Source organism: Sphingosinicella terrae (genome assembly GCF_003347635.1).
Taxonomy (GTDB): Bacteria; Pseudomonadota; Alphaproteobacteria; order Sphingomonadales; family Sphingomonadaceae; genus Allosphingosinicella; species Allosphingosinicella terrae.
Window position 1 is genome coordinate 221,345 of record NZ_QDFY01000006.1, and the last position, 24,703, is coordinate 246,047.

Annotated in this window: 25 protein-coding genes; 9 read left to right on the top strand and 16 right to left on the bottom strand. The window is 68.7% G+C overall.

What is annotated here, in order from left to right; all coding sequences use genetic code 11:
* Positions 1–146: 146 nt before the first annotated feature.
* Complete coding sequence (locus tag DDE10_RS14270) at positions 147–1,970, bottom strand: ABCB family ABC transporter ATP-binding protein/permease (protein WP_114953446.1); 1,824 nt, start codon at positions 1,968–1,970, stop codon at positions 147–149.
* Between the two features lie 231 nt (positions 1,971–2,201).
* Between DDE10_RS14270 and DDE10_RS14275 the strand changes: the two genes are divergently transcribed.
* From DDE10_RS14275 to DDE10_RS14290, 4 genes are all read left to right on the top strand, one after another.
* Positions 2,202–2,498, top strand: coding sequence for a hypothetical protein (locus DDE10_RS14275; protein WP_114953447.1), 297 nt, complete (start codon positions 2,202–2,204; stop codon positions 2,496–2,498).
* A gap of 174 nt (positions 2,499–2,672) precedes the next feature.
* The gene (locus DDE10_RS14280) at positions 2,673–3,221 is read left to right on the top strand and encodes a type 1 glutamine amidotransferase domain-containing protein (protein ID WP_114953448.1); all 549 of its coding nucleotides are present in this window, start codon (positions 2,673–2,675) and stop codon (positions 3,219–3,221) included.
* Between the two features lie 88 nt (positions 3,222–3,309).
* Positions 3,310–3,831, top strand: coding sequence for a DUF1993 domain-containing protein (locus DDE10_RS14285; RefSeq protein ID WP_114953449.1), 522 nt, complete (start codon positions 3,310–3,312; stop codon positions 3,829–3,831).
* A 26-nt stretch (positions 3,832–3,857) separates the two neighbouring features.
* On the top strand, positions 3,858–4,853 hold the full coding sequence (locus DDE10_RS14290) for a metal-dependent hydrolase (protein WP_114953450.1): 996 nt from the start codon (positions 3,858–3,860) through the stop codon (positions 4,851–4,853).
* Here DDE10_RS14290 and DDE10_RS14295 read toward each other — a convergent pair.
* Genes DDE10_RS14295 through DDE10_RS14330 form a run of 8 tightly spaced genes read right to left on the bottom strand, consistent with a single transcriptional unit; the run spans position 4,842 to position 15,557 of the window.
* Positions 4,842–6,722 (bottom strand): response regulator, encoded by a 1,881-nt coding sequence (locus DDE10_RS14295; RefSeq protein WP_114953451.1) that lies wholly within the window; start codon positions 6,720–6,722, stop codon positions 4,842–4,844. The two genes, DDE10_RS14290 and DDE10_RS14295, sit on opposite strands and share 12 nt — an antisense overlap.
* The gene (locus tag DDE10_RS14300) at positions 6,719–8,374 is read right to left on the bottom strand and encodes a response regulator (protein ID WP_114953452.1); all 1,656 of its coding nucleotides are present in this window, start codon (positions 8,372–8,374) and stop codon (positions 6,719–6,721) included. The genes DDE10_RS14295 and DDE10_RS14300 overlap by 4 nt, the downstream gene beginning before the upstream one ends.
* Positions 8,371–9,387 carry a chemotaxis protein CheB gene (locus DDE10_RS14305; RefSeq protein WP_114953453.1) on the bottom strand — a complete coding sequence of 339 codons (1,017 nt, stop codon included), beginning with the start codon at positions 9,385–9,387 and terminating at the stop codon, positions 8,371–8,373. Before DDE10_RS14305 ends, DDE10_RS14300 begins: the two co-directional genes overlap by 4 nt.
* 31 nt (positions 9,388–9,418) lie before the next feature.
* Complete coding sequence (locus DDE10_RS14310; protein WP_114953454.1) at positions 9,419–11,440, bottom strand: hybrid sensor histidine kinase/response regulator; 2,022 nt, start codon at positions 11,438–11,440, stop codon at positions 9,419–9,421.
* Between the two features lie 10 nt (positions 11,441–11,450).
* Positions 11,451–13,106: a methyl-accepting chemotaxis protein gene (locus DDE10_RS14315; protein WP_284734667.1), complete on the bottom strand. Its 1,656-nt coding sequence runs from the start codon at positions 13,104–13,106 to the stop codon at positions 11,451–11,453.
* 5 nt (positions 13,107–13,111) lie between these two features.
* Positions 13,112–13,651, bottom strand: coding sequence for a chemotaxis protein CheW (locus DDE10_RS14320; protein ID WP_114953455.1), 540 nt, complete (start codon positions 13,649–13,651; stop codon positions 13,112–13,114).
* Positions 13,648–15,048 carry a CheR family methyltransferase gene (locus DDE10_RS14325; RefSeq protein WP_114953456.1) on the bottom strand — a complete coding sequence of 467 codons (1,401 nt, stop codon included), beginning with the start codon at positions 15,046–15,048 and terminating at the stop codon, positions 13,648–13,650. Before DDE10_RS14325 ends, DDE10_RS14320 begins: the two co-directional genes overlap by 4 nt.
* Before the next feature lie 5 nt (positions 15,049–15,053).
* On the bottom strand, positions 15,054–15,557 hold the full coding sequence (locus tag DDE10_RS14330) for a chemotaxis protein CheW (RefSeq protein WP_162806626.1): 504 nt from the start codon (positions 15,555–15,557) through the stop codon (positions 15,054–15,056).
* Between the two features lie 94 nt (positions 15,558–15,651).
* On the opposite strand from DDE10_RS14330, the gene DDE10_RS14335 reads away from it, so the two are divergent.
* Positions 15,652–16,158 (top strand): MgtC/SapB family protein, encoded by a 507-nt coding sequence (locus DDE10_RS14335; protein ID WP_114953506.1) that lies wholly within the window; start codon positions 15,652–15,654, stop codon positions 16,156–16,158.
* Between the two features lie 9 nt (positions 16,159–16,167).
* Here the strand turns inward: DDE10_RS14335 and DDE10_RS14340 are convergent, their stop codons facing one another.
* The 3 genes from DDE10_RS14340 to DDE10_RS14350 all read right to left on the bottom strand — a co-directional run bounded on the left by DDE10_RS14340 (position 16,168) and on the right by DDE10_RS14350 (position 19,152).
* A complete protein-coding gene (locus DDE10_RS14340; RefSeq protein ID WP_114953458.1) occupies positions 16,168–16,557 on the bottom strand; it encodes a fluoride efflux transporter FluC in 390 nt (129 codons plus the stop codon).
* A complete protein-coding gene (locus tag DDE10_RS14345; RefSeq protein WP_114953459.1) occupies positions 16,554–16,943 on the bottom strand; it encodes a fluoride efflux transporter FluC in 390 nt (129 codons plus the stop codon). The genes DDE10_RS14340 and DDE10_RS14345 overlap by 4 nt, the downstream gene beginning before the upstream one ends.
* An 82-nt stretch (positions 16,944–17,025) precedes the next feature.
* Positions 17,026–19,152 (bottom strand): TonB-dependent receptor plug domain-containing protein, encoded by a 2,127-nt coding sequence (locus DDE10_RS14350; protein ID WP_114953460.1) that lies wholly within the window; start codon positions 19,150–19,152, stop codon positions 17,026–17,028.
* A 232-nt stretch (positions 19,153–19,384) separates the two neighbouring features.
* On the opposite strand from DDE10_RS14350, the gene DDE10_RS14355 reads away from it, so the two are divergent.
* The 3 genes from DDE10_RS14355 to DDE10_RS14365 all read left to right on the top strand — a co-directional run bounded on the left by DDE10_RS14355 (position 19,385) and on the right by DDE10_RS14365 (position 21,065).
* Positions 19,385–20,242: an SDR family oxidoreductase gene (locus DDE10_RS14355; RefSeq protein WP_114953461.1), complete on the top strand. Its 858-nt coding sequence runs from the start codon at positions 19,385–19,387 to the stop codon at positions 20,240–20,242.
* Positions 20,243–20,305: 63 nt separating this feature from the next.
* Complete coding sequence (locus DDE10_RS14360) at positions 20,306–20,728, top strand: hypothetical protein (protein ID WP_114953462.1); 423 nt, start codon at positions 20,306–20,308, stop codon at positions 20,726–20,728.
* Complete coding sequence (locus DDE10_RS14365) at positions 20,721–21,065, top strand: Mpo1-like protein (protein ID WP_114953463.1); 345 nt, start codon at positions 20,721–20,723, stop codon at positions 21,063–21,065. Before DDE10_RS14360 ends, DDE10_RS14365 begins: the two co-directional genes overlap by 8 nt.
* Positions 21,066–21,560: 495 nt before the next feature.
* Here the strand turns inward: DDE10_RS14365 and DDE10_RS14370 are convergent, their stop codons facing one another.
* The 3 genes from DDE10_RS14370 to DDE10_RS14380 form a co-directional block, all read right to left on the bottom strand.
* Entirely contained in the window at positions 21,561–21,929 is a 369-nt protein-coding gene (locus tag DDE10_RS14370) for a hypothetical protein (RefSeq protein ID WP_162806627.1), read from the bottom strand.
* Between the two features lie 123 nt (positions 21,930–22,052).
* Positions 22,053–22,565: a hypothetical protein gene (locus DDE10_RS14375; RefSeq protein ID WP_162806628.1), complete on the bottom strand. Its 513-nt coding sequence runs from the start codon at positions 22,563–22,565 to the stop codon at positions 22,053–22,055.
* Complete coding sequence (locus DDE10_RS14380) at positions 22,534–23,043, bottom strand: Panacea domain-containing protein (protein ID WP_114953466.1); 510 nt, start codon at positions 23,041–23,043, stop codon at positions 22,534–22,536. The genes DDE10_RS14375 and DDE10_RS14380 overlap by 32 nt, the downstream gene beginning before the upstream one ends.
* A gap of 1,030 nt (positions 23,044–24,073) precedes the next feature.
* Here DDE10_RS14380 and DDE10_RS14385 point away from each other — a divergent pair.
* A complete protein-coding gene (locus DDE10_RS14385) occupies positions 24,074–24,262 on the top strand; it encodes a PspC domain-containing protein (protein ID WP_114953467.1) in 189 nt (62 codons plus the stop codon).
* 178 nt (positions 24,263–24,440) lie between these two features.
* Here DDE10_RS14385 and DDE10_RS14390 read toward each other — a convergent pair whose 3' ends face one another.
* On the bottom strand, positions 24,441–24,683 hold the full coding sequence (locus DDE10_RS14390) for a hypothetical protein (RefSeq protein WP_114953468.1): 243 nt from the start codon (positions 24,681–24,683) through the stop codon (positions 24,441–24,443).
* Positions 24,684–24,703 lie beyond the last annotated feature (20 nt).

Genomic DNA, 24,703 nt, shown 5'->3' on the forward strand with positions numbered 1-24,703 from the left:
TTGGCGAGGGCTCAGGCTCAGCTTGAGGCGCCCCTCGACTTCGCTCGGGACGAACGAGATTGGCGAGGGCACAGGCTCAGCTTGAGGCGCCCCTCGACTTCGCTGGAGACGTACGAAGGAGGAAATGGCACGGGCGGAACTTAAGCCTATTCCGCCGCTTCGGCCGCTTCCTCGGCCTCGCGCTCGCTTTGCTGGCGGGTCCACATTTCGGCGTAGAGGCCGTCCTTGCGCAGCAATTGGGCGTGGGTGCCGCGCTCGGCGACCTTGCCGTTGTCGAGGACGACGATCTGGTCGGCGTCGACCACGGTCGACAAACGGTGGGCGATGACGATCGACGTGCGGCGGGCGGCGACGCCCTGGAGCGTCTCCTGGATCGCGGCCTCGGTGCGGCTGTCGAGGGCGCTGGTCGCCTCGTCGAGGATGAGGATGGGCGGGTCCTTGAGAAGGGTGCGGGCGATGGCGACGCGCTGCTTCTCGCCGCCGGAGAGCTTGAGGCCGCGCTCGCCGACCAGCGAGTCGTAGCCGGCGGGAAGCTCGAGCACGAACTCGTGGATGGCGGCGCCGCGGGCGGCGGCCTCGATCTCGGCCTGGGTTGCGCCGCCGCGGCCATAGCCGATATTGTAGCCGATCGTGTCGTTGAACAGGACGGTGTCCTGGGGGACGATGCCGAGTGCGGCGCGGAGGCTCGCCTGGGTCACCGCGCCGATGTCCTGACCATCGATGGTGATGCGGCCCGAGGTCGGCTCGTAGAAGCGGAAGAGCAGGCGCGACAAAGTAGACTTGCCGGCGCCGGACGGGCCGACGATCGCGGTCATCGTCCCCGGCTTCACCTCGAGGTCGATGCCCTTCAATATGTCGCGGCCGGGCTCATAGGCGAAATGGACGTCCTCGAAGCGAACATGGCCGGCGCGCACGACGAGGCCAGGCGCGCCAGGGCGGTCGGCGATCTCGGCGGGCGTGTCGACGACGGCGAACATCGCCTCCATGTCGACCATGCCCTGGCGGATGGTGCGATAGACCCAGCCGAGCATGTCCAAAGGCCGGAAGAGCTGCATCAGGAAGGTGTTGACGAAGACGACGTCGCCGGCGGTGAAGGCGCCGCGGCTCCAGCCCCAGACGGTATAGGCCATCGCCCCGGCCATCATCAGGTTGGTGATGAGCGACTGGCCGACATTGAGCCAGGCGAGCGACTGCTCGTTGCGCACGCTCGCATCGGCGAAGGCGCGGGCGGCCTGGCCGTAGCGGCGCGCCTCCCGATCCTCGGCGTTGAAATATTTGACCGTCTCGTAGTTCAGGAGCGAGTCGACCGCGCGGGCGATCGCCTGGTTGTCGACCTCGTTCATCTGACGCTGCAGCTTGGCGCGCCATTCGGTCACGATCCGGGTGAAGGCGATATAGGCGACGACCATCACCAAGGTGGCGACGACGAGCCCGGGGCCGAACTTGACGCCGAAGATGATGCAGATGGCGGCGAGCTCGATGATCGTCGGGGCGATATTGAACAGGAGGAAATAGAGCATCATGTCGATGCTCTTGGTGCCGCGCTCGACGATCTTGGTGAGCGCGCCGGTGCGCCGCTCGAGGTGGAAGCGCAGCGACAGCGCGTGGATGTGGCGGAACACCGTCTCGGCGAGGCGGCGGGCGGCGTCCTGGCCGACCCGTTCGAACACGGCGTTGCGGATATTGTCGAACAGGACGCCGCCGAAGCGGGCGGCGACATAGGCGATAACCAAGGCGATGATCAGCCCGGCCGCCTCGTCCATGCCGGTCGACATCCGGTCGACCACCGCCTTGTAGGCGAAGGGCATGGTCAAGGTCGCGGCCTTGGCGAGAAGCACCAGCAGCACCGCGACGATCACCCGCGCCTTCAGCCGCGGCTCGCCCGCCGGCCAGAGATAAGGGAGGAATCGCCGCAGCGCCGACCAGCCGGGATTGGATTGTTCCGGAGTCTCTGTCGCGCCGCTCGCCATCTTCGTCGCTAGATAGGGGCGCCCACGCGATTACCCAAATAGGAGGGATCCGCCGGCGGGGACGGAGGGTGCCGCTCACGACCGGGAGGGGCCGAGACGCAGACTCAACGCTGCGGGTGTCGGCCGGCGGCGCCGTCCACCAACAGCATACCGCCTTTCGCGATGGTAACGGGCGCGGAATGGCAGGAACTCCTGCGAAGAGAGTCGGTTGAGGGGGCAAAGGAGCGGGCGATGGAACCCCTGACGTTCATCATGGCGATACTGGGCTGCGGCGAGAGCGATGCGGCGTGCCGCGAGGTCGCGACCGTCGAGACCCGCTATGCCAGCGAAGCCGAGTGCCTCGCCGCCACCGAGACCGAGCTCTATCGCCGCGACGACATCCTCTACCCGTCGGTGGTCGCCCAGTGCCGCCCCGCCGGTGCCCGCCCGCAGCTGATCCGCGGCAACGAGGTGATGCTTCCGGAACCGCCGCGCTTCCAGGCGCCGGCGCGCTTCGCCTCGGCCGAGCGCCCGCAGGGCCGGCGATAGGGGCTGCGGCCGCCTCCATTTTCCACGTCATCCCGGCGCAGGCCGGGATATGATCATCCTTTCGCCGCGCGTCCGGAGGCAAAGCGGTTCCCGCTTTCGCCGGAACGAGGCGGACGTGCGGAGCCATCGCCGGATCCATCCGTTCTTCCGCCGACCCATCACAAGGAGGAAGACATGCCGGCTTTGTCCGACGCCAAGATCCTGTTCATCGCCACCGACGGCTTCGAGGATTCGGAGCTGCTCGAGCCGCGCAAGCGCTTGATCGAGGCGGGCGCCGAGGTCGTATTGGCCTCGCTGGAGACGAAGGAGATCAAGGGCGACAAGGGCGCCACGATCACGCCCGACGCGAAGGTCGATACGGTCGACATCGATGGCTATGACGCGCTGCTGTTGCCGGGCGGCACGAAGAATCCGGACAAGCTGAGGATGGAATCGAACGTCGTCGACCTCGTCCGCCGCTTCGTCGAATCGGGCAAGCCGGTGGGCGCCATCTGCCACGCGCCCTGGCTGCTCGCCGAGGCCGACGTGATCCGCGGCCGCACGGTGACAGGATGGCCGTCGGTGCGGACCGATCTCAAGAATGCCGGCGCCGACGTCGTCGACCGGGAGGCGGTGACCGACGGCAACCTCGTCACCAGCCGCAATCCCGACGACATACCCGCCTTCACCGAGGCGTTCAGCCGACTGGTGGAGAAAGCGGAGGCACCGGCCGAGACGGTCTGACCCGAGGAGGCGAGCGGGCGGCCGCCGCGCCTTGCCCGCTCGCCCGCTCTCGGGCATGCGGTCTTCCGGATCATTCCGGAGCCCCAACATGACCCTCAGCCTCTACGACGCCTCCGTTCCCCTGTTCACCGCCTCCCTCGCCAACATGCGCGCGTGGCTCGACAAGGCGTCCGCCGAGATGGACGAGGCGGCGCTGATCGAGGCACGGCTAGCACCCGACATGCGGCCGCTGCCGGCCCAGTTCCAGATGGCGTCGGACAGCGCCAAGAATGCGATCGGCCGGCTCGCCGGGATCGAGGCGCCGTCGATGCCGGATACCGAGACGAATTTCGCCGAGCTGAAGGCGCGCTGCGACCGCACCATCGCCTTCATCGACAGCGTCGACCCGGCCGCGATCTCGGCCGGCGAGACACGCGAGGTGGCGCTGCGCTTCCCCAACGGCCTCGGCTATCGCTGGACCGGGCGCGACTATCTGACCGGCTTCGCGCTGCCCAATTTCTTCTTCCACGTGACCACCGCCTACGCGATCCTGCGTGCCCAGGGCGTCGGCCTCGGCAAGCCCGACTTCCTCCAGCATCTCGGTCCGCCCAATCTGGAGGCGGCAGCCTGAACCGGGCCGCGGCGGCCTGACCGAGCATGGACAATCTCACCCACACCCTGGTCGGCGCGGCGCTCGCCCAGACCGGGCTCAAGCGCCGCACCGGCCTCGCCGCGGCGACCTTGATGATTGCCGCCAACCTGCCCGATCTCGACGCGCTCGGGCTCGCCTTCGGCGAGAATCTGGCCTGGCGGCGGGGCTGGACGCACGGGCCGATCGGCCTGGTCCTGCTGCCGCCGATGCTCGCGGCGGCGATGCTCGGCTTCGACCGCTGGCAAGGGCGGCGCGGGCGACGGCCGGAGGGGCGCGTGCCGGTCCATTTCGGCTGGCTGGTCGCGCTCGCCTATCTGGGGACGATCACCCACCCCTTCTTCGACCTGCTCAACACCTATGGCGTCCGCCTGCTGATGCCCTTCTCCGACCGCTGGTTCTATGGCGACACCCTGTTCATCGTCGACGTGTGGCTGTGGCTCGCGCTCGGCCTCGGCGTGTGGCTGAGCCGGCGGCGCGAGAAGAAGGTCCGCCCGCGAACCGAGCTGCCGGCCTTCGCCGCCCTGCTCTTCACCTGCCTCTACATCGCGGCGATGGGGACGAGCAGCCTCCATGCCGAGGCGGTCACCCGCCGCGCGGCGGGGGCGGTGCTGCCGGTGCCGATCGGCAAGGTGGTGGCCAACCCGGTGCCGGTCGATCCGCTGCGCCGGCGCATGGTGTTCGAGGCGGGCGACGGCTACGGCTTCGCGCCGCTGCGATGGACGCCGGCCGCCGAGGTGGCGATCCCGCGCCGGCTGATGGCGCACAACATGGCCGATCCGGCGGTGGCGGCGGCCGCCCGCCGCGACCCTGAGCTCGAGGATTTCCTCTACTGGTCGCGCCTGCCCTTCGCCCGGATCGAGCGAGGGCCGGAAGAGACGATCGTGACCGTCTCCGACGCGCGCTACAGCGAGGGGCCGTCGAGCCCCGCCTTCACGATCCGCGTCCGCCTGCCCGCGGCCGAGGACCCCGGACGGGAAGGCGCCCCAGCCTCAGCCCGCTGAAGCCGCCTCGCCCGCGGAGGCGGACGCGGCGCCCGCCTTCACCGCCTGCGCCACCGCCGCCTCGAGCTGGGCGCCGGTGAACGGCTTGGTCAGCACGACGAGATCGACCTCCTCCTCGATCTCGGCGAAGCCGGTGACGAGGAGGACCGGGACCCGGGGCCAATCGGCGGCGACACGCTTGGCGAGATCGAGGCCGGACAGGCGCGGCATCGCGAAATCGGTGATGAGCAGGTCGAATCCGCTGTCGGCGGAGAGCCGGTCGATCGCCGCGCGGGCGCTCTCGACCGCCTCGAGGCGATGGCCTGCCTGAAGCAGCTGCTCGCACAGCATCTGCGAGACCTCGGGATCGTCCTCGGCGATGAGGATCCTGAGCGGGCCCACCCTGCCCACCGACGGGCTCTCGCTCCGGTCCTCGGCGCCGGTCGCGGCCCGCGGCAGCCAGAGGTGGACGCTGGTGCCCTCGCCGAGGTGGCTGTCGATGGTGACGCAGCCGCCGGCGGCTTCCGCCATCGTCCGCACCATCGGCAGGCCGAGCCCCGTGCCCCGGCCGTGCGGCTTGGTGGTGAAGAAGGGCTCGAAGACGCGGGCGCGCACCTCGTCCGGCATGCCGGTGCCGGTATCGGAGACCGAGACGCGGACATAGTCGCCGGGCGCCAGATCGGCCGGAAGCGCCGAACCGTCCGCATTGGCGACGGCGACCGTCACCTCGCCGCCGTCGGGCATGGCGTCGCGCGCATTGATGCAGAGATTGACGACGGCGAGCTCGAACTGGCCGGGATCTGTGTTGATCGGCCACACCGCCTCGCCGATGGCGAGACGCACGGTCGCGCGGCCGGACATGGACTGGACGAGGAGCTCGCGCAACGCATCGACGGCTTCGCCTGGGCTGAAGGTCTCGGCGGCGAGGTCGCGCTGCCGGCTGAAGGTGAGCAGCCGGCGGCTGATCGCGCTGCCGCGCATCGCCGCCTCGTGGGCGCTCGCCAGGTAGCGGGGGAGCTTGGATTCGTCCCGGCGGCGCGCGGCGAGCTCGAGATTGCCGATGACCACCGACAGGAGATTGTTGAAATCGTGCGCGATTCCGCCGGCAAGGGTGCCGAGCGCCTGCAGCTTCTCGGCCTGGTGCAGCTTCTGCTCGGCGGTCCGCCGATCGGTCTCGTCGCTCTCGATCTTGAGCAGGAACCGCTCGCCGCCGTCACCGAACGGAATGCGGCGGATGCGGATCCAGCGCGGCTCTCCGGCAACCGTATCGCGCCGCTCCTCCGCCTCGGAATAGTCGCCGCTCGCCAGCGCCGCCTCGTCGGCCTCCGCCTCGGCGGACCGGCGCGCGGCGTCGGCCTCCTCCTCGAGCTGGCGGCGCTTGAGCGCGTTCATCCGCAGCGGCCGCCCGCTGCGGTCGAGCACCGAGACCGCGTCGGCGCTGCGCTCGACCAAAGCGGCGAACGCGCTCTGCTCGAAGGCCAGGGCCGCGCGCAGCCGGTGCCGCTCCGCCGCCGAGGCGATCATCGCCCGCAGCGCCTCCGGCTCCCAAGGCTTGTGGACATAGCCGGAGATCGCGCCTTCGTTGACCGCGGAGACGATCGCCGAGAGATCGGCATAGCCGGTGAGCAGGATCGACTCGGCCGAGCTCAGCTGCCGCGCCCGGGCGAGGAACACGTTGCCCGGCATTTCCGGCATGCGCTGGTCGGACACAATGACCGCGACGTCCGGATCGGAAGCGAGCAGGTCGAGCGCGGCGGCGGGCGAGGTGGCCGAGAGGATGCGATAGTCCGCCTCGAGCAGATCCTCGAGGGCGACGAGGATCTCGGCTTCGTCGTCGACGAGCAGCAAGGTCGCCTTCGCAGCCGCTTCCGAGTTCGAAACCGTGATCATGCCGGACGTATCGGTATGGAGATCGTGAACAGGGCCCCGCCTTCCGGGCTTTCGCCGAGGACGATGCCGCCTCCATGCGCGCGAACGATACCATAGGCAATGGCAAGGCCGAGGCCGGTGCCGGCACCGACATCCTTGGTGGTGAAGAAGGGCTCGAACACCCGCTCGCGATGCTCGGCGGCGACGCCGCGGCCGTTGTCGCCGACCTCGATCACATAGGCGTCGCCGTCGCAGCGCGTCGCGACGACGATGCGCCCGTCAGGCTCGTCGACGGCATCGGCGGCATTGGAGACGAGATTCATGACGACCTGATTGATGAGCGCCGGCGAGCAGGTCAATGTCGGCGGCGCCTCGTAGCGCCGCTCGACGGCAATGCCGCCCAGCTTGGGCCCGAGCAAGGTCAGCACCGCCTCGATCGCCTCCGGAACATCGAGCTGGGCCGTCTCCTCGTCCAGCCGGGAGAAGCGGCGCAGCTTGACGACGAGATCCTGGATGCGGGCGAGGCCGGTGCGGATCGAGGCGAGCCGATCGGCCGCCTTGGCGAGCCGCGCCGCCTGCGCCTCCCCCTCCAGCGTCCGCGCCTCGCGCACCGATCGTTCGACCGTGTCGTGATGGGCGAGGATGAAGGCGAGCGGATTATTGATCTCGTGGGCGATGCCGGCGACGAGCTCGCCGAGCGAGGCCATCTTCGCCGCCTGGACGAGCTGGGCCTGGGTGGCCTGGAGCCGGGCATTGGCGTCGGCGAGCTCGCGATTGGCGGCGGCGAGCGCTTCGGCCGCCTCGGCCTGGGCGCGGGCATGGGCCAGAGCGAGCTCGCGCTCGCGCTCGTGCGCGGCAGCCCGGGCCTCGTCGTCGCGCGCGAGCTTGCGCCGGACGGTGGCGCGAATGCGGACGAGGAGCATCTCGCGATTGCTCGACTTCGGGACGACGTCGTCCGCGCCGGCGGCGAGCGCGGCGAGCACCGCTTCCGGTCCGTCCTCTTCGGAGAGGAGGACGATCTCATAGCCCTCGCCGGAGGCGGTGCGGCGGGCGTCGAGCCGGCCGACAAAGTCGAGGCCGCCGCCGCTGTCGAGCCCGAGCAGGACGCAGTCGACGTCGCCGGAGTCGAGCGCGGCGAGCGCCTCCCCCTCATCCTTCGCGAGCCGCGCCTCATAGCCTTCGCCGGCGAGCAGGCCGCGGAGCAAAGTGCGGTAGGTAGCAGCCGGCTCGACCAGCAGAAGCTGGGCGGCGCGCAGGCCGCCCTCGCCCGCCGCCCTGTCCGGAGCCGGACGGCGCTGGCGAAGCAGCGCCCGCATCCTCGAGACCAGCAAATCTGCGCCGCCGCCCTTGGGGACATAGGCGTTGGCGCCGCTGTCGAGGCCCTGGCGCTCGGTCTCGGAGCCGGCATCGCCGGTCAGCATGAGGATCGGCAAGGTGCGCGTGCGGCCCGTCTGGCGGACGATCCTGACCAGCTCGTCGCCATTCATGCCGGGGAGCCGATAGTCGACCACGAGCAGATCCGGCAGGTTCTCGTTGAGCTGCTCGAGCGCTTCCTCGGCGGTGCGCGTGCGCGCCACCGAGAAGCCCTGCGGCTCGATCGACCGGCGGAACTGAAGCGCCTGGGTGTCGGAATCCTCGACCAGCAGCAGCCTCGGCACGGGACCGGCGGTCAAGCGCGGACCTCCCGCTCGAGGATTCGGCGGACATGCGGGGCGATGAGGTCCAGGGGAAGAGCGAGGGCGCCGGCCCGCACCGCGGCCGCGGGCATGCCGTTGACGATGGCGGAGCTCTCATGCTCGGCGATGGCGAAGCCGCCGGCGGCGAGCAAGGCGCGGACGCCGGCGGCGCCGTCCTCGCCCATGCCGGTGAGGACGATGGCGGCGGCGCCGCCGCCCAGCGTTTCGGCCGCCGACTGGAGGAGGAGGTTCGCCGACGGACGCTGCCCGCCCACCGGCGCCGCGGCGGACAAGGCGATCAGCCCGCCGCGGTCGAGGAGCAGGTGGCGGTCGCCGGGCGCGACATGGATGGTGCCGGCAGCCGGCGCCTGCCCGGCCTCGGCGAGGACCACCCTTTGCGGGACCACCGTCTGCAGCCAGGCCGCAAAGCCGCTCATGAAGGTGCCGCCCATATGCTGGACGAGCAGCACCGGCAGGCCGAGATCGGCCGGAAGCATGCCGAACAGCCGCGCCAGGGCCTGGGGCCCGCCGGTCGATGCGGCGCACAGCAGGACCTTCGGCTCCGTCCGCGGCCGGGACACGGCGGAATCGGCGGACCTGGGCCTGATCCGGTGGCGAACGACCGCGACCTGGCTCATGATCGCCAGCTGGGTGCAGATCTCGCGCGAGACGGCGGCATAATCCTCATTGCCGAGGCCGACCGGCTTCTCGACCACCGACAGCGCGCCGGCGCTCAGCGCGTCCATCGTCGTCTTCATGGAGCTCTTGTCGATGCTCGCCGAAATGACGACGATCGGGGTCGGGCAATCGGCCATGATCTGCCGGGTGGCGGCGAGGCCGTCCATGCCGGGGAGCCTGATGTCCATCGAGATGACGTCGGGGCGCACCGCCGGCAGGGCCGCGATCGCCTCCTCCGCGCTCGATACCGCCGCCGCCATCTCGAGCCTCGGGTCGGAGCGGATGATGTGCGACAGCAGGGTCCGCACCACGGCCGAATCCTCGACGACCATGACACGGATGGGGGACGTTTGCGCCACGGCCTCAGATCAGCTGCCGGATGACCGAGATGAGCTCGCCCTGATCGAAGGCCTGCTTGGTCACATAGGCGTCGGCGCCCAGCTCGAGCCCGCGCTCGATATCGTCCGGACTGTTGCGCGAGGTCATCATCACCACCGGAATCGCCTTGAGCGCCGGATCGTTCCTTATCGCGGTCAGCAGCGCGAATCCGTCCATGCGCGGCATCTCGACGTCGGCGACGACGAGGTCGACCGGCTCGATGCCGCCGCGCAGCCATTCGAGCGCGGCCAGCCCGTCGACGCTGATCCTCACCGCATAGCCTTGCGCCTCGAGGATGCTCTTCTCGAGCGTGCGGGTGGTGATCGAATCGTCGACGACGAGGATCGTCTGGCGCGCCTTGCGCTCGGCCGCATCGGGGCGGACCAGCGCCGAACCTCCAGGCGCCCTGCCGGTCCGCGTCATCAGCGCGTCGGGACTGAGCACCAGCACGACCGCGTCATCGACCAAGGCCGTCCCGTACACCAGGGGGACCGGAGCGGCGATCGCGGTGGGATCGCCGACGACGATCGACCCGACCTCGTGCAGGGCATCGACGACGAGGACGATCCGTCGCGGCCCGACCCGAAGGACCAGAGCGGGATGCGTGGGATCGTCCGACGCGCCCGGCGCCAGGCCGAGCAGGGCCGCCAGCGACTGGACCGGCGCGGCACCGCCCTCGAGCGGGAGCCATTCGCCGCCCTCGCTGCGTTCGATCTGATCGGCCCCGAGCCGCAGGACCTGCGCGACGGCGCCGGCCGGGAGCCCAAAGGTCTCGCCGCCCGCTTCGACGAGCAGCAAGGTCTGACGGGTGACGGCAGCCGGTACCGTCAGGCGGATCGCCGCGCCGCCGCCGGCGTCGCCGACGAAGGCGACGTTCCCGTGGAGTCGCCGCACGGCCTCCGCGACCACCGACAGGCCGATGCCGCGTCCCGACACCTCGTCGACCGACGCGGCGGTCGAAAAGCCCTGCTCGAAAAGCAGCGCCTCGATGGCTTCCGGAGAGGGCCGAGGATCGTCACGGCCGATCAGTCCCTCGGCCCGCGCCCTCGCCTCGATCCGGCGATGATCGAGACCCGCCCCGTCGTCGCCGACGACGATCGTCAGCTGCCCCCGCTCGAGCCGGGCAGCGAGCGTGACGCGGCCCTGATCGGGCTTGCCCGCTCGGATACGCACGGACGGCGGCTCGATGCCGTGACTCACCGCATTGCGCAGCAGGTGCAGGATCGGCTCGCGGAGCGCGTGGAGGACGCGGCGATCGGCCTCGCCGGCGGCTTCCTCCACCACGAGGATTGCCGACTTGCCCTGGCTCGAGGCCAGATCGCGGACCATGCGCTCATAACCTTCGAGCAGCGTGGATAGCGGCAGCAGCAGGATATGCTCCGCATCCCGCTCGAGCTCCGCGGCCGCGCGGTCGAGATTGCCGAGCTGGCGCGCCTGCTCGCGCCGAAGCCGCTCGACGTCGCCAAGGCTTCGGGCGAGCCGCCGGGCCAGATCGTGCGCGCGCACCCGCTCGGCGAGGCCCGAGAGCGAGGCGAGCTCGGACTGCAGCGCCTCGAGGCCCTCGGCGATAGAGGCCCCTTCCTGGACCTGGCTGACCAGGTCGTGCAGCGTATGGGCAAGCCGCTCGACATGCGCACCCTGGATGCGGACCTGTCCGGCCGGCGCCGCCGCCGCCGCCTCCGCGGGCGCGGCCGCCTCGCCGCCGCCGGCGCTGTCCTCGATCGCGTCGGCCAATCGCCTCAGCTCTTCGACGGCGCCCTCATCCAGGTCCCGCTCGCCCGCCTCGACGGCGAGAAGCAGCGCCTCCATTTCATGGGCGAGCGACTCGGTTCGGGGCTGCTCGACGGCGCGGGCGGCGCCCTTGAGGCTGTGGGCGCGCCGGCTGACGTCGCGAAGATCCAGACCCCGCCCGGCATCCGCTTCGGCCAGGCCCGCGCGAATGGCGCCGAGATGATCGGCAAGCTCGGCCTCGAAGGCGGCGAGCAGCTCGGCGCGAAGATCGCTCATCGGCGCCGGGTCAGATCCGGTAGCGCTCGGCTAGCCCGAGCAGAGTACCCGACAGCGAGGTGAGATCCGCCGCGGCCTGATCCAGCTGGCGGGTGCTCGCCGCGGTCTGCTGGCTGGCCTGGCGGATGTTCTGGAGGGCGACGGTAACCTGCTCGATCCCGATCTGCTGCTGGTTGGTGGAGGCGACGATCTGCTGGAAGGTCTGGACGCTCTCCTGCACGCGTGCTGCCAGCTCCTCGATCGCGACCTGGCTGGCGTCGGTGCGCTCCTTGCCCGACGTCACCCGCTTCACCGCCTCCTCGGTGAGCATGACCGAGGCGTTGATGCCACGCTGGATGTCGCCGAGGATGGAGCGGACATTGCGCGTCGCCGCTTTCGCCTGGTCGGCCAACGTCTTCATCTCGGACGCGACGATGGCGAAGCTGCGGCCATTCTCGCCGGCCGCCGCCGCCTCGATCGAGGCATTGAGCGCGAGCAGGTGCGAGCGTTCGGAGACGTCGTTGACGGTGGCGATGATGTCACCGATCGCCTGGGTCTTCTCGGACAAAGCGACGATATTGTTGGCGACGGCCTCGGCCTGCTCGCGAATGCCGTCCATGGCGCGGGCGGTGTCGTCGACCGCCGAGATGCCGCTCTCGCTGGTCTGGACAGCGGCCTGGGCGGCGGCGATCACCTCCTGGGCTCGGCGGCTGATCTGCGCGCCGGAATGGGTGATCTCGTCGACCGTCGCGGCCGTCTCCTGCACCGCCGCCAGCTGCTCTTCTACCGAGGCCGCCTGCTCCTGGGTCGAGGCGCGGATCTCGGTGGCGGCGGCGTTGAGATTTTCGGTGGCCTGGCGGCTCTGGCGGGCGAGGTCGCGGAGGCCGTCGACCATCGCGTTCAAGGTGGCGCCGAGCTGGCCGAGCTCGTCGCGGCCGGTGGCCGCCGTCGCGCCGGTGAGATCCCCCTGGCCGACTCGTCCGACGAACCCCATGAAGTCCGTCATCGGCGCGGTTATCGACCGGCGGATGACCCAGGCGATCGCCAGCGCGATGGCGACGGCGATGAGCAGGCCGGCGAGGATCGATCCCCGGGTCTGGCCGTATGTGTCGGCGACGACGCCTTGGCCCGAGCGAATGACCGCGTCGGCGGCTTCGCGCACCTCGCGCAGCTCGGCAGCGAGCGCCTCGTGGCTGCGATCGATCGCCGCGCCGCGGGCGACGACCGCATCGCGATCGCCGTCGCGGATCGCGTCGAGCTGGGCGATGCTGTTGTCGCGAAGCTCGGCATAGAGGCGGTCGGCCTCGAGCGTCGAGGCCGCCATGCGCTGCCAGACAGCGGCGCGGGACGTGCTTACGGCCGCGTCCTGATAGGCTCCCACGGAGGTGCGCAGCTCGCCCAGGGCGGACGCGGCCGCCTGGGCATGCTGCTGCCACTGCCCCCGCTGTGCGTCGTCCGCCGGCTGACCGGCGAAGAAGCGGATGACCGCGCTCAGCCGCGTCGACCGCATATTGCTCTCCGAGGTGACGACCCGGTCGACCAGCACGACCGTGGCGACATCGCGCTCGACGATCAGGTCGACGGTCGATCGCACCGAGGAAAGCTGCATCAGCGCATAGCCGCCGAGCAGCGCCAGCAGGACGATGACGGCGGCGAAGCCGGCAAGGATGCGGTTCGAGATCGTCAAGGCAGCTATCCTTCCTTCGGGCTGGGGCGGGCGAGAAGCCGCTCGATCAGGCGGGGAGTCGAGACCAAAGTGAAGCGCTCCCCCTCGGGAGTCTCGACGAGGCGCGCAAGTCCGGCATCCGCATCCCCGTCATCGGCGAAAGCGGCCGTTGCCGCTACGCCGGAGACGCGCAGGGCGATGCAGGGACGTTCGTGGCGCAGGACGATCATTCGCGCCGCACCGTCGTCCGCAAGCGGATCGGCGCCGAGGACCGCCGCCGGGTCGAACAGGTTGTGGACGACGCCGCGACGACTGACGAGGCCGGCCAGCGCCGCCGGCGCCCCGGGTACCCGGGTCACCCGCGGCAGCGCCGCCACCGCCTTGATGTCGGCGAGCGGCAGCGCGTAGCGCTCGGCGCCCAGATTCCAGAGCAGCAGGTCGCTTCCTCCGAGAACGGCCAGATCGCGCGCATCGCCATAAGCCGCCTGGCGGCGCGCGAGCAGTGTGGCGATCGCCGCCTCGTCGAGGAACTCGGCGCTGACCGGAAGATCGCCGGCGCGGATCATCGCAGCGCGTTCCGCACCGCGAGGGCCAAGCCTTCGGCGGTCATGCCGTCGCCTTCGGGCAGCTCGGACTCGGGATCTGAGCCGGCGACGGCCCGAAGCGCGTTGGCGAGCGAACGCCGGCCTTCCTCGCTCCGTCCCTCGGCCATGAGATGCCGCCCCAGCAGATAATGCGCCATGGCGAACCTGTTATCGAGATAGAGCGCCTTGCGAAATCCTCGTTCGGCCTGCTCCGAATGGCCGAGCGCCAGGGCCCCCAGGGCAGCGAGATAATGCGGCACCGGGTCGCGCGGTGCCAGGCCGGCCTCGCGCTCGGCCAGGCGCAAGGCGGTGTCGCCGTCGCCGCCGGCGAGCGCGAGCCGCACGTCGGCCAGCGACGACAAGGACGGAAGGTCGGCCGGAATGGGGTGGGCCGGGGCCGAGGGGGTCGTGCGACCGCTCGACCGGGCCGCGGGTGCCGATCGCCGAACCGGGCGCGTCGGCGGGTGTCGCGGCAGCGGCAGCGGCGGGACAGGCGCAGGCGGCGGAGACGGCGTCAGGCCGAGGCGGCGATAGGCGCGGACTCCGCCAATCTCTACCTGACTGGCCACCTCGGCGAAATCGGGGCTCGGCTCGGCATGGCCGACGAGGAGATGGCCCTGCTCGTCGAGACGCGCGGTCAGCGCCTCGATCAGCCGCTTCGCCACGTCCTGCCGGAAATAGATGAGGACGTTGCGGCACAGGATCAAATCGTAGTCGCTGAACTGGAGCGGTGCCGCCGGATCGAGAAGGTCCATCATGTTATGGCGCTCGAAGCGGACGAGGCCGCGATAGCGCGTCTTCAGCCGGTAGAGATCGCCCTCGCGGTCGAAGAGCCGAACGCGTTCCTCGTCGCCGAGGGTGCGCAGCGCCCAGGCATTGTAGCGGGCGGCGCGGGCCGTCTCGAGCGCCGCCTCGTCGATGTCGGTGCCGGTGATCGAGATCCGCCAGTCCGCCAGCGCGCCCGCGAGAAGATCGTCGAGCAGGATCGCAATGGAATAGGGCTCGGCGCCGGTCGAGCAGCCGACGCTCCATATCCGCAGCCGCCGCGATTCGCGGGCGCGCGCGATCAGCCCGGGAAGCAGGATCCGACGCAGCACGTCGAACTGCTCGGCGAAGCGGAAGAAGAAGGTCTCGTTGATGGTGACGGCGCTCTCGAGCCGGCGCCATTCGTCCTCCCCCACGGCTCCATCCCCGAGCAGGCGGCGATAGCCGGCCGGATCGGGACAGCCGCGAGCCTTCATCCGCGCGGCGATCCGCTCCCACAGCGGGTCGTCCTTCTCGGCATAATAGAAATGCCCGGTCCGATCGATGACCTGCGCCTTGATCGCCTGATAGTCGGGATCATGGACGGGGACCGACGCGGCCGGCCGATGCGGCATGCGGCTCACGCGGCGTCCGTCGCCGACCAGAGCTCCTCGCGCCGCGCGGCATCCTCTGTCAGCGCCGCGATCCGAGCCCGCTCGCTCTCGTCGAGCAGCCGGTCGAGCGCCAGCAGATGGGCCATGCCCCCGTCGAGGTCGAGCTCGGCAACGAACGCCCCGTTCTGGCTGGCGCCGGCATCGATCGGACGGACGGCCGCCGGATCGGGGGAGACCAGATCCTCGACCCGGTCGACCAGCAGGCAAAGAGAGGCATGCGGTTCGCCGTGGGTGCGGACGATATGGGCGAAGACGTCGAGCGGCCCGGCGTCGGCCGTCCCGAACAGGATCGCCGGAGCCAGCACCGGCAGGACCTCGCCGCGGACGCGGATGAAGCCGGCCAGCGGCCGGGGCAAGGTCGGCGGACGCCAGAGCGGAAGGACCGGCAGGATCTCACGCACGTCCGCCGCCTCGATCGCGACGCGATCGTCGCCGATCTCGCACAGCAGGAAGGGCCCGTTCGGAATCATCCGGCCGGGATAGCGAATGATCCCGGGCGCGTCGCGGCGAAATGCGCGAGCAATTGGTGTCGCGGGGCGCCCGCCGCTGGGGTAGAGCGGCGCGATGAGCGACTTTCTCTCGACCAACGATTTCGCGTTGCTTCCCCACATCATGTCCCTCGCCATCGCTTATGCCCTGGCGCTGCCGATCGGCTGGAACCGGGAGAAGGAGGAGCGCAGCGCGGGCCTTCGCACCTTCCCCCTCGTCGCCGTCGCCGCCTGCGGCTTCGTGGAGGCGGCCGAGCATCTCACCGTCGAGGAGCCCGAGGCGATGGCGCGGATCGTCGAGGGCATCATCACCGGCATGGGCTTCATCGGCGGCGGCGCGATCCTGCGGATGAAGGACAGCGTCAAGGGCACGGCGACAGCAGCCAGCCTGTGGGCGACCGGCGCGATCGGGACGTCGGTCGGCCTGGGCAGCTACGACGTCGCCATCGTCATCGCGCTGGCGACGATCGTCACCTTGTGGATCCTCTCGCCGCTCAAGCCCAGTCCGACCGAGCGGGGCAAGGACGAGGAAGAGCTGGCAATGAAGCAAGCCGACGCGGAGAAGACCGGGACGCCCGACTGAACGTCGCGATCAGCTTCCCCGGACCGGCTCGAGACGCGCCCCCAGGCGATGGCCCAGCCAGACCGCGCCAAGCGCGATCAAGACCGAGCCACCGGCATAGATTACGGCCAGAAGGCTCGATCGATCGGCGAGGTCCAGCGTCTCGAGGCTGAGCAGCGAGAAAGTGGTGAAGCCGCCGCAGAAGCCGGCAAGCAGGAACACGCGCCCGCCCTCGCCTGGGCCGAGCGCCCGAAAGGCGAAGCCGATCAGGAACGATCCGATCATGTTCACGGCCAGCGTGCCCCAGGGAAAAGCGGGGCCGAGGAGCGATGCAGCGGCGAGCGAGACGGCATGACGGGCGATCGATCCGAGCGCGCCGCCCGCAGCCACGGCGAGATAGGCGCGAGCGTCGGACCTCATGCCACGAGCAGCCCGAAAATGCGGCCGCCGGCAGCGGCAGCGAGACAGAGGAGCAATGACGCGGCGATATGGGCGAGCGCCGCCCCAAGCCGGCGGTCTTCGAACAGCAGGAGCGCCTGCAGGCTGAAGGCGGACACGGTCGTGTAGCTGCCGAGCAGACCGGTCACCAGCAGCGGCCAGAGCGACGGCTGGTTGCCGCTCGACCCGTCGAGCAGGATCGACAGCAGCCCGATCGCCGCGCAGCCGGACACGTTCACGCACAGGGTGCCCAGCCCGAGCGCGCCGCCGACGGATCGGTCGATCCGACCGGCCAGCCAGAAGCGGGCGGCGGCGCCGGCCGCACCACCGACGGCGATAGCGGCGAAAGAGAGGAGATGGGCCAGCACCGAGGCGGGACATAGCCCCTCCCATCCCGGTTTGCAGCATCCGGCCCAGAATGTCGGGCGTGCCGCCCTGCCGCCCTTGCCCTCAGATCGTGCCGCTGATCGTCAGGGTGAAAACGGGTCCGTAATAGCGGTCGCGATCCTCGGTGAAGCGGATCGGCCCGGTGCGCCGGCCCTGATAGAAGATCCGGCTGAACTGCTCGTTCGTGTCGAGCAGATTGTCGACTGCGGCCCGAAGCGTGAGCCCCATCACGTTCTTGTGCTCGACGAACAGGCCGAGGCTGCCCGGCGTGTCGAGGAACTGCCAGCGCTCGTCGAGACGGAACAGGGCGGACTGGCGAGACTGGGTGAACCCGCCGCCATAGGCCCAGTCGGTGGACGGCACGTCCTGCCGGAAATTGACCTCGATATTGCGGGTCATGTTCTCGTTGATCGGCCGCGACAGGCCGGTCAACGGGTCGTCGAGCCGAGTCTTCTGGAACTGGAGGTTGAGGTCGAGCCGGGCGCCACGCCATCCGGCCGGATCGAAGTTGAAGGTGCTGGTCCACTGCAGGCCGTAGACGCTCGCTTGGTCGAGATTGCCCGGCGACTGGCCGGTCGTGCCGATCGGGATGATATCGACGATGTCGCTGATCAGTCGGCCGTAGAGCCGGGCAGTCGCGGTTCCCCACGGCCCGAGGCTGCGGGTCGCCTGCAGCTCCGCGTCCCAGCTCTGCGGCGGGACGAGATCGGCATTGCCGCTGTTGGTCGACCCGGCGCTGATATTGGCCGACGCGACGAAATCGAAGAAGTTGAGCTGGCCGACCTGGCGCTCGAGCCGGGCGCTGACGTCCAGGCCGGAGCGCGGCCGCCACGCCAGAGAGAGGAAGCCCTTGGGCCGGTAGAAGGTTCGCGAGATGCGCTCGGCGGCGCCCTCCTGGACGAGCTGCGAATATTCGCCGCCGACCGACGCCTGCAGGCTGAGCTCCGGCGAAAGCGGCCGGCCGTAGGACAAGGCCGCCTCGGCGCGCCTCTCCTCGACGGTCGCCGCCGCGCCGGGAAATGGGACCGGCACGAAGCCGCCGCCCGCATTCAGGTCGAACAGGCGATTGTCGATGTCGAGGCGGTTGAGCGCGCCTTCGAGCGAGGCCTGCCAGTCGGCGCCGCCGGCACGCCAGCGATATTCGCCGCGGGCGATCGTCTCGGCCTCGTCCGCCACCTGGGTGAAGCGCTGGCCGGTCGTGGGACTGGCATCGGCATAGCTCTGGGTGACCACCTGGCTGTAGGGGCTGTGCTCGAAGCGATGCAGTCCGATCAGCTTGAGGCGGCCGCCGCCGAGGCCGAACTCATAGTCGCCGCCCAGCTCGTAATTGTGCTCGCGCTCGCGCTCCTGGAGGATCCGCACCCGGTCGGGCTGGCCCGGACCGGAGCGGAGCGAATCCTCCCGGGTGGTGAGATGGTAGAGTCCGACGGCGCCGTTCGCATTGAGGATCGAGCCGTCACCGAAGGTTCGCCGCAGGGTCGCGGCCAGACGGGGTTGATCGATATCGTAGCTCAGCACCTCGTCGCGCCGGTCGATGATCGTGCCATCCGGAGTGAAGACGATCTCAGGGCCGGCATTCCCGTTGCGCTGGGCATCGTTGCGCAGACTGATTCCGATATCGAAGCCGCCGAGGCCGAAATTGACGGAAGCCTCGCCGTTGCTCCAGCGAAAGGGCGTTCGGCGGGCCCGGATCTGCGGCCGCCAGACGAAATTGCCGCTCAGGCCGCGCGAGGCGGTGACGATGTTCGCGACCTGCCCCGACAGTCCGGGGACGTCGAGCGTCGCGCCGTCGACGATCTCGATGCGGGTGACATTGGCGGCGCTGATCCGGCGCAGCTCCGTCTGGAGGTCGGTCGACTTGGCGGAAAGGCGCTCGCCGTTGACGAGGACGTTGGCGGTCGCCTGGCCGAGGCCGCGGCGTTCGGTGTCGCCCTGGTCGATGGCGAAGCCGGGCACCTGGACCAGCATGTCATAGGCGTTGCGCGGGGCGAAACGGGCGAAGTCGGCGGGGGTGTAGGCACGGCCGCCCGAGAGCGTGGCGGCTTCCGCGGCAACCGGCGCCGCCGCTTCCCCGGCCGCCGGGGCCGGCGAGGCGGCCGGGGCTGGCGAGGCCGGCGAGGCCGCCGGTTGTGCGAGCGCCGCCTCCGCCGGCCACAGCAGAGGCAGAAGGAAAAGGGACCGACGGCGCATTGCATGGACCTCCCGGGTGCCGCGCCCTCTCGCGGGGCGCCGCATCGGCGGGTGCGCCGGAATCGCTGAACGGCAGCGAAACGAGGCCGGCTCGCGGGGACCTTCGCGCCGCCCCGCCGCCCGCTTTTCGACCAAGGCCAGCCTCGCTTCGACGAACGTGGGCGGAGCGCCGCGCGAGCGGGGCGGAACGGTGCGGCGGCATCGTCGGTTTTTCCGGGGAAGGAGATTGCGAATGTCCGACACCGAAACCCTCGACATGGTCCATGAGGACGATCTGCCCGGCCACGAGAGCGAGCTCGAGCCGAAGCCCGACTGGGCGCCGCTTTATCCCGGCTCCGGGCGACTGGCCGGCAAGGTCGCGCTGATCACCGGTGCCGACAGCGGCATCGGCCGCGCCGTCGCGGCCTTGTTCGCCCGCGAGGGCGCCGACATCGCCATCCTCTACCTGTGCGAGCATGACGACGCGGCGAAGACGAAGGAGATCGTCGAGGGCGAGGGCCGCAAGGCGGTCACCATCGCGGGAGACATAGGCGACAAGGATTTCTGCGAGCGGGCCGTGCGCGAGACCGTCGACAAGCTCGGACGGCTCGACGTGCTGGTCAACAATGCCGGCGAGCAGCATTGGGACGAGGACATCACCGACATCGGCGAGGAACAGCTGAAACGCACCTTCCAGACCAACGTCTTCGGCATGTTCTTCATGACCCAGGCGGCGCGGCCGCATCTGAAGAAGGGCGCGGCGATCATCAACTGCACCTCGATCACCATGTATCAGGGCGCCAAGATCCTGCTCGACTACAGCGCGACCAAGGGCGCGATCACCGCCTTCACCCGGTCGCTTTCGGAAAGCCTGGTCGGCGACGGGATCAGGGTGAATGCGGTCGCGCCGGGCCCGATCTGGACGCCGCTGAACCCGTCCGGCGGCTCGCCGCCGGAGAAGATGGAGACGTTCGGCGAGGACACGCCGATGGGCCGGCCCGGCCAACCCAACGAAGTGGCGCCGAGCTTCCTGTTCCTGGCCTGCGAGGATTCGAGCTACATGTCGGGCCAGGTCCTGCATCCCAACGGCGGAACCATCGTCGGGAGCTGAGGCGCCTCGCCGGGAAACCTGCTATAGCCCGATCCTCGAAAGGCATCAGGCGGGAGACGGACGATGCGGGCGATCGGTGGACTGTTGGCGGGTCTCGTCGTCGCCGTGCTGGCGATGATGGCGGCCGGCTTCGTCGGCGACCTCGTCTTTCCGATGAGCGGACCCACCGATCCCCGACAGGCGGGCCAGCTCCGCGAGGCTCTGGCCGCGGCGCCGGCCGGGCAGCAGGCGGTCATCCTCTTCTCCTGGTTCGTCGCCGCGTTCGCCGGGGCGGCCGCCGCCAAGGCCATCGCCAGGGTGTCCTGGCCCGGCTGGACCATCGCCGGCCTGCTCGCCCTCGTCCTCGCCGGCACCTTCCTGGTGCCGCTGCCGGGATGGATGCAGGCGCTGGCGGTGATCGGGCCGCTCGGCGGCGGACTGCTCGCCGACCTGCTGGTGCGCCGGCCCCGGTCCGTCCAGGCGGAGGCGACGGCGACCCATGCGTGAATATCGCCGCTTCGCCGATTTCTGGCCGCATTATCTGCGCGAGCATTCGAAGCCCTCGACCCGTCTGCTCCATTATATCGGCACCAGCCTGGTCGTCCTGCTCGGCGCTGCGGCGCTCGCCAGCGGCCGGTGGCTGCTCTTGGCGGCGTTGCCGGTGGCCGGCTACGGCTTCGCGTGGATCGCCCATTTCCGCGTCGAGCGGAACCGGCCGGCGACCTTCACCTACCCGCTCTGGTCCCTCGCCGCCGATTTCAGGATGTGGGGCTTGTGGCTGGCCGGGAGGCTCGGGCCGGAGCTGGAGCAGGCCGGCGTGGCACGGCGAGACCGGCGGGCCTGACGCCCGCGTCCGCTTTCGCGCATCCTGTCCACTTTCGGAGGCATCTATATACCTGAGAAAGCAATATTCGGACCGCGGACTAGAACCTGCGTGACAGGTCGCTAAATTCCGTAACTAGCTCGGGAGAAGATTGCCTCTGGAGGACACGGAGGACGGTGAACGCAAAGAAACAGGAGCGTCGGAAATCGAAATTATCCACGCGATGAGCGAGGCGGGGGTCAGTATTCTTCGCCGTGGGCTCGGCGGAGAGACGGAAGGTCCGAACGGCTTTGTCGATTTTCCCGAGACAGTCCGCGCTCTTCTGCTAACTTGCTTATGTTGGCGATAAGGCGCTTCTCCTTGCGCGTGGTGAATTCGAACCACGCCGACTCGGTCGCCATAATCAGCTGTTCCAAGTCATTGATCACCGTCTGAAGATCTGTCGTAGCGGCTTTTTGGTGCTTCGGAGGCTTGTTCGAGCGTGGAGGTTTCACCTTGGCGTGAAGCTTGTCGGTCCTACCGTGCACCACGTACTCCGCGTGCAGGAGTTTTGCGGCGATCGGCCAGCACCTTGGTTTTCTCGATGACATAGGACAGGATCGCGGCCTGTCGCTTGGTCATTTTCGTTGTGTGGAGCGCAAGCGCGAGAAGATCGCGGCGCGCTTGGTGGGTCGGCTGGCGATCCCAAATCGCCTCTGCATAGGCGGGCCGATTTGATGCTATGAGCCTCCTGTAGAGGCTGCGCAGCTTCAGCTCATGGCGGTTCCACAGGATTGTGATCGTGCCGATCATGAGGGCTTCGTCGGGGAAGAAATCCCGGATCTCATTCTGGTATTCGAGTTCGCCTAGCGGCCAGTACCAATCTGCTTTAGTATCTCGTGGCATGTAAGACACCGATCACATTAACGAGGAAGAGGTGCTGCGGCGGATGCTGAGTACGCCTCGTAAGCCACACAGACCGGTAAAGAAGAAGACAAAAACAGAGCACGAGATGCGTCAGCGCTGCGATCAGTTTCCGCCCTTGATGCGGTCGTAAAGCTGGAGGGTGGCTTCCAGCGGTGGCGGAAGCAAGCTTTCTGTGTGACGTTCTGCGGCTGGCCTGAACACTCCTTTTGCCAAGCCAAGGAGGAGCAACGTGACGCCAGAAACGATGCCTATCACAAAGATCGCTATCGACGTGGGCGGAGCGCGCAGCAACGGACTGCCGCTGTCGAATATCGCCAGTGCCAACAAGGCTACCAGCAGGAAGGCAAACACAAGCGTAAAGGCGCTTAGCACATAACGGGCTGTCTTCAGGAAGGCTTGTTCGTCCCGAAGGTCTTGAACATAATCCACAAATACAACTGAGACTTGAGCAACCATCTGCTGCTGTTCCAGAAGCGGTTCTAGCTTCGCAATTTGCTCTTCGAGTGCGGCTATCCGATCCTCAACCGGCTTGGACGCACTCTCCGCATCCGCCACCAGCGCGGATTCAAAGACAGCAGCAAGATCAGGCGATTTGGGCGGAGGCTTTGGCCGCAAGGCGCTTCTCTTTGAGGCTCTCGAAGTGTGCCTTCATGTCATCCGCACTAATTTCTGAGTAGGCTCCATTCTCGTAGGCATCGCTCCAAGGCGTGCCGGGCTGATGGGTAAGCCTCGACAGTGAGAACGCCGATAGTTTGCCATATGCCGACACCACAGCGCGGAGCAGCTTCTCTTCATCCTCAGAAAAGCTCTCCACATACGGGAGGTCGGTGCCGCGGACGTATGCGGGGGAAGTGACTGGCTGAGCTCCGAATTGCCGAAAAGCATTGTACGCATCCCGATAGACGGGACCGTACTGCCATGCTTCGGGATTCTGATTCGCGAGCGGGCGGTCCCGTAGCGCCAAGGACCAACCGTCCGCGATGTAAACTAGCTTTATCAGCTGCATAACCGTCGTGGGCTCGCCGGTTTCAGCTCGGATTTCGAGAATCTTGTTTGCTATCGCCCTAGGATCATGGGCGCCATCTCGCTTCATGCTCGCCCCTTTCCAATGTGTGTAGCCCCGCTTAGGGGAATATAATGAGAACACGCCGCACCGTCCAGAGCGGGGTGTCAAGATGTTTTGCCGAGGTTCGTCACAAATTTGAAATGCGCCATCCCTTTAGCCGCGGGTCCAGCGCTTGCGGCGCTCGCCAATCTGGCGCGGCGGCTCGTAGTCGCTAAGCCGCGACTGAACGAGGTCACCGACAGATGAGGAGCTTCCTGTGGATGCCGGAGACGCACAGGTCCGGGCGCCGCCGCGCTTGAAGACCGAGCAGAGGTCTCCGCGGTGCTTGTGTGCCAGCTGCGGCGCTTATTCGACGCTGCGGACATTGCAGTCTCGTACGACCAGAAGCCCTCACCTGCATTCGTATGGACCGTTGGCTCGTCCGTCATCAGCGTCGGGGGCGATCGAGATTCTGAGAGGGCTCGAACGAGGCATGCTTGCTTGACAGTGTAGTGCCTGTGGCTGGCCGACCGGCTCGATCCGGAGCTGGACAAGCAGTGTTGTCCTTCGTTTGTGAAATCGGGTGCGATGGACGTTGTGGTCCAGCCGCGATTGCAAAGGCCGAGTTATCTTGCAGTGAACCGAGTTCATGGGTCCCGGCTTTCGCCGGATGACAGGGTGAACTCGGACGTCCGCTTTCGCGCATCCTGTCCACTTTCGAACACCGAGAAATGGCGAAATTCGCCGCTAGTTGGCGCGCGTTCATCCGGGAGAAATCTGGACCAAATCGAGAAATGGCGGTTTTCCGCCATTTCCGGCACTTGGCACGCCCCCTGCAATTCATTGGACATCGCCGCCGGATGGTCCGGGGGCCGAATTCAGGGAGATACCCGATGTCACTGTCCTACGCCAACCTGCACCAGGTCGCCGCCTCGATCTTCGCCGCTCTGATCGTCAGCAGCCTGTTCGTCTCCGCCGCGGTCGGCCCCGTCCCGGTCCTCTGATCCCCGCTTCGGCGAGGGTCGGCCGGGACGGCCTTCCCCTTCCCCCATCGAAACAGAAAAGAAAGCCCAAGAACATGAACAGCCGCTACGCCCTCGACGGCAGCAATGCGAAGATGCTCGGCGTCTGCGCCGGCCTGGCGCGGACGACCGGCTGGGACGTCACCGCGATCCGCATCGGCGCGGTGCTCGCCACCCTCTTCCTCTTCGGACCGTTCGGGATCCTGCTCTATCTGCTGACCGCCTGGATCGCGGACGCGAGCTGAGGGGCCACGGCCCCGAGCGAGGGGCGGCAACGACGGACCGGTCAGCCGATCGGCAGGAACAGACCCAGCAGGGCCAGAGCGAAGGCCATGGCGGCGACGATAAGCGCCACCCGCGCGATCACCGCCGCCTGACGGGCCTCGGCATAAGCTTCATCTTCGGGACCGGGAATGTCGGCGCTCAGACCGCGACCGGCCGGGCGACGAGCTCGACGCTGAGGGTGACGCCGCCGGCGGTCGCAGGCCGGGGCGGCTCCAGCCCTGCTTGCTCATAATCGGCCAGCGCCTCGGCCAAAGCCCGACGCGCCTCGTCACAGGCTTCCTCGTCGTCGCGGCCGAGGGCCGTGATTCCCGGCAGGTCCGGAAAGGTGGCGATCACCAGGCCGTCATAACGGGTCGCGAGCCGGACGGTGTAGCTGACCATCTTCCTCTCCTTGAAGGGAC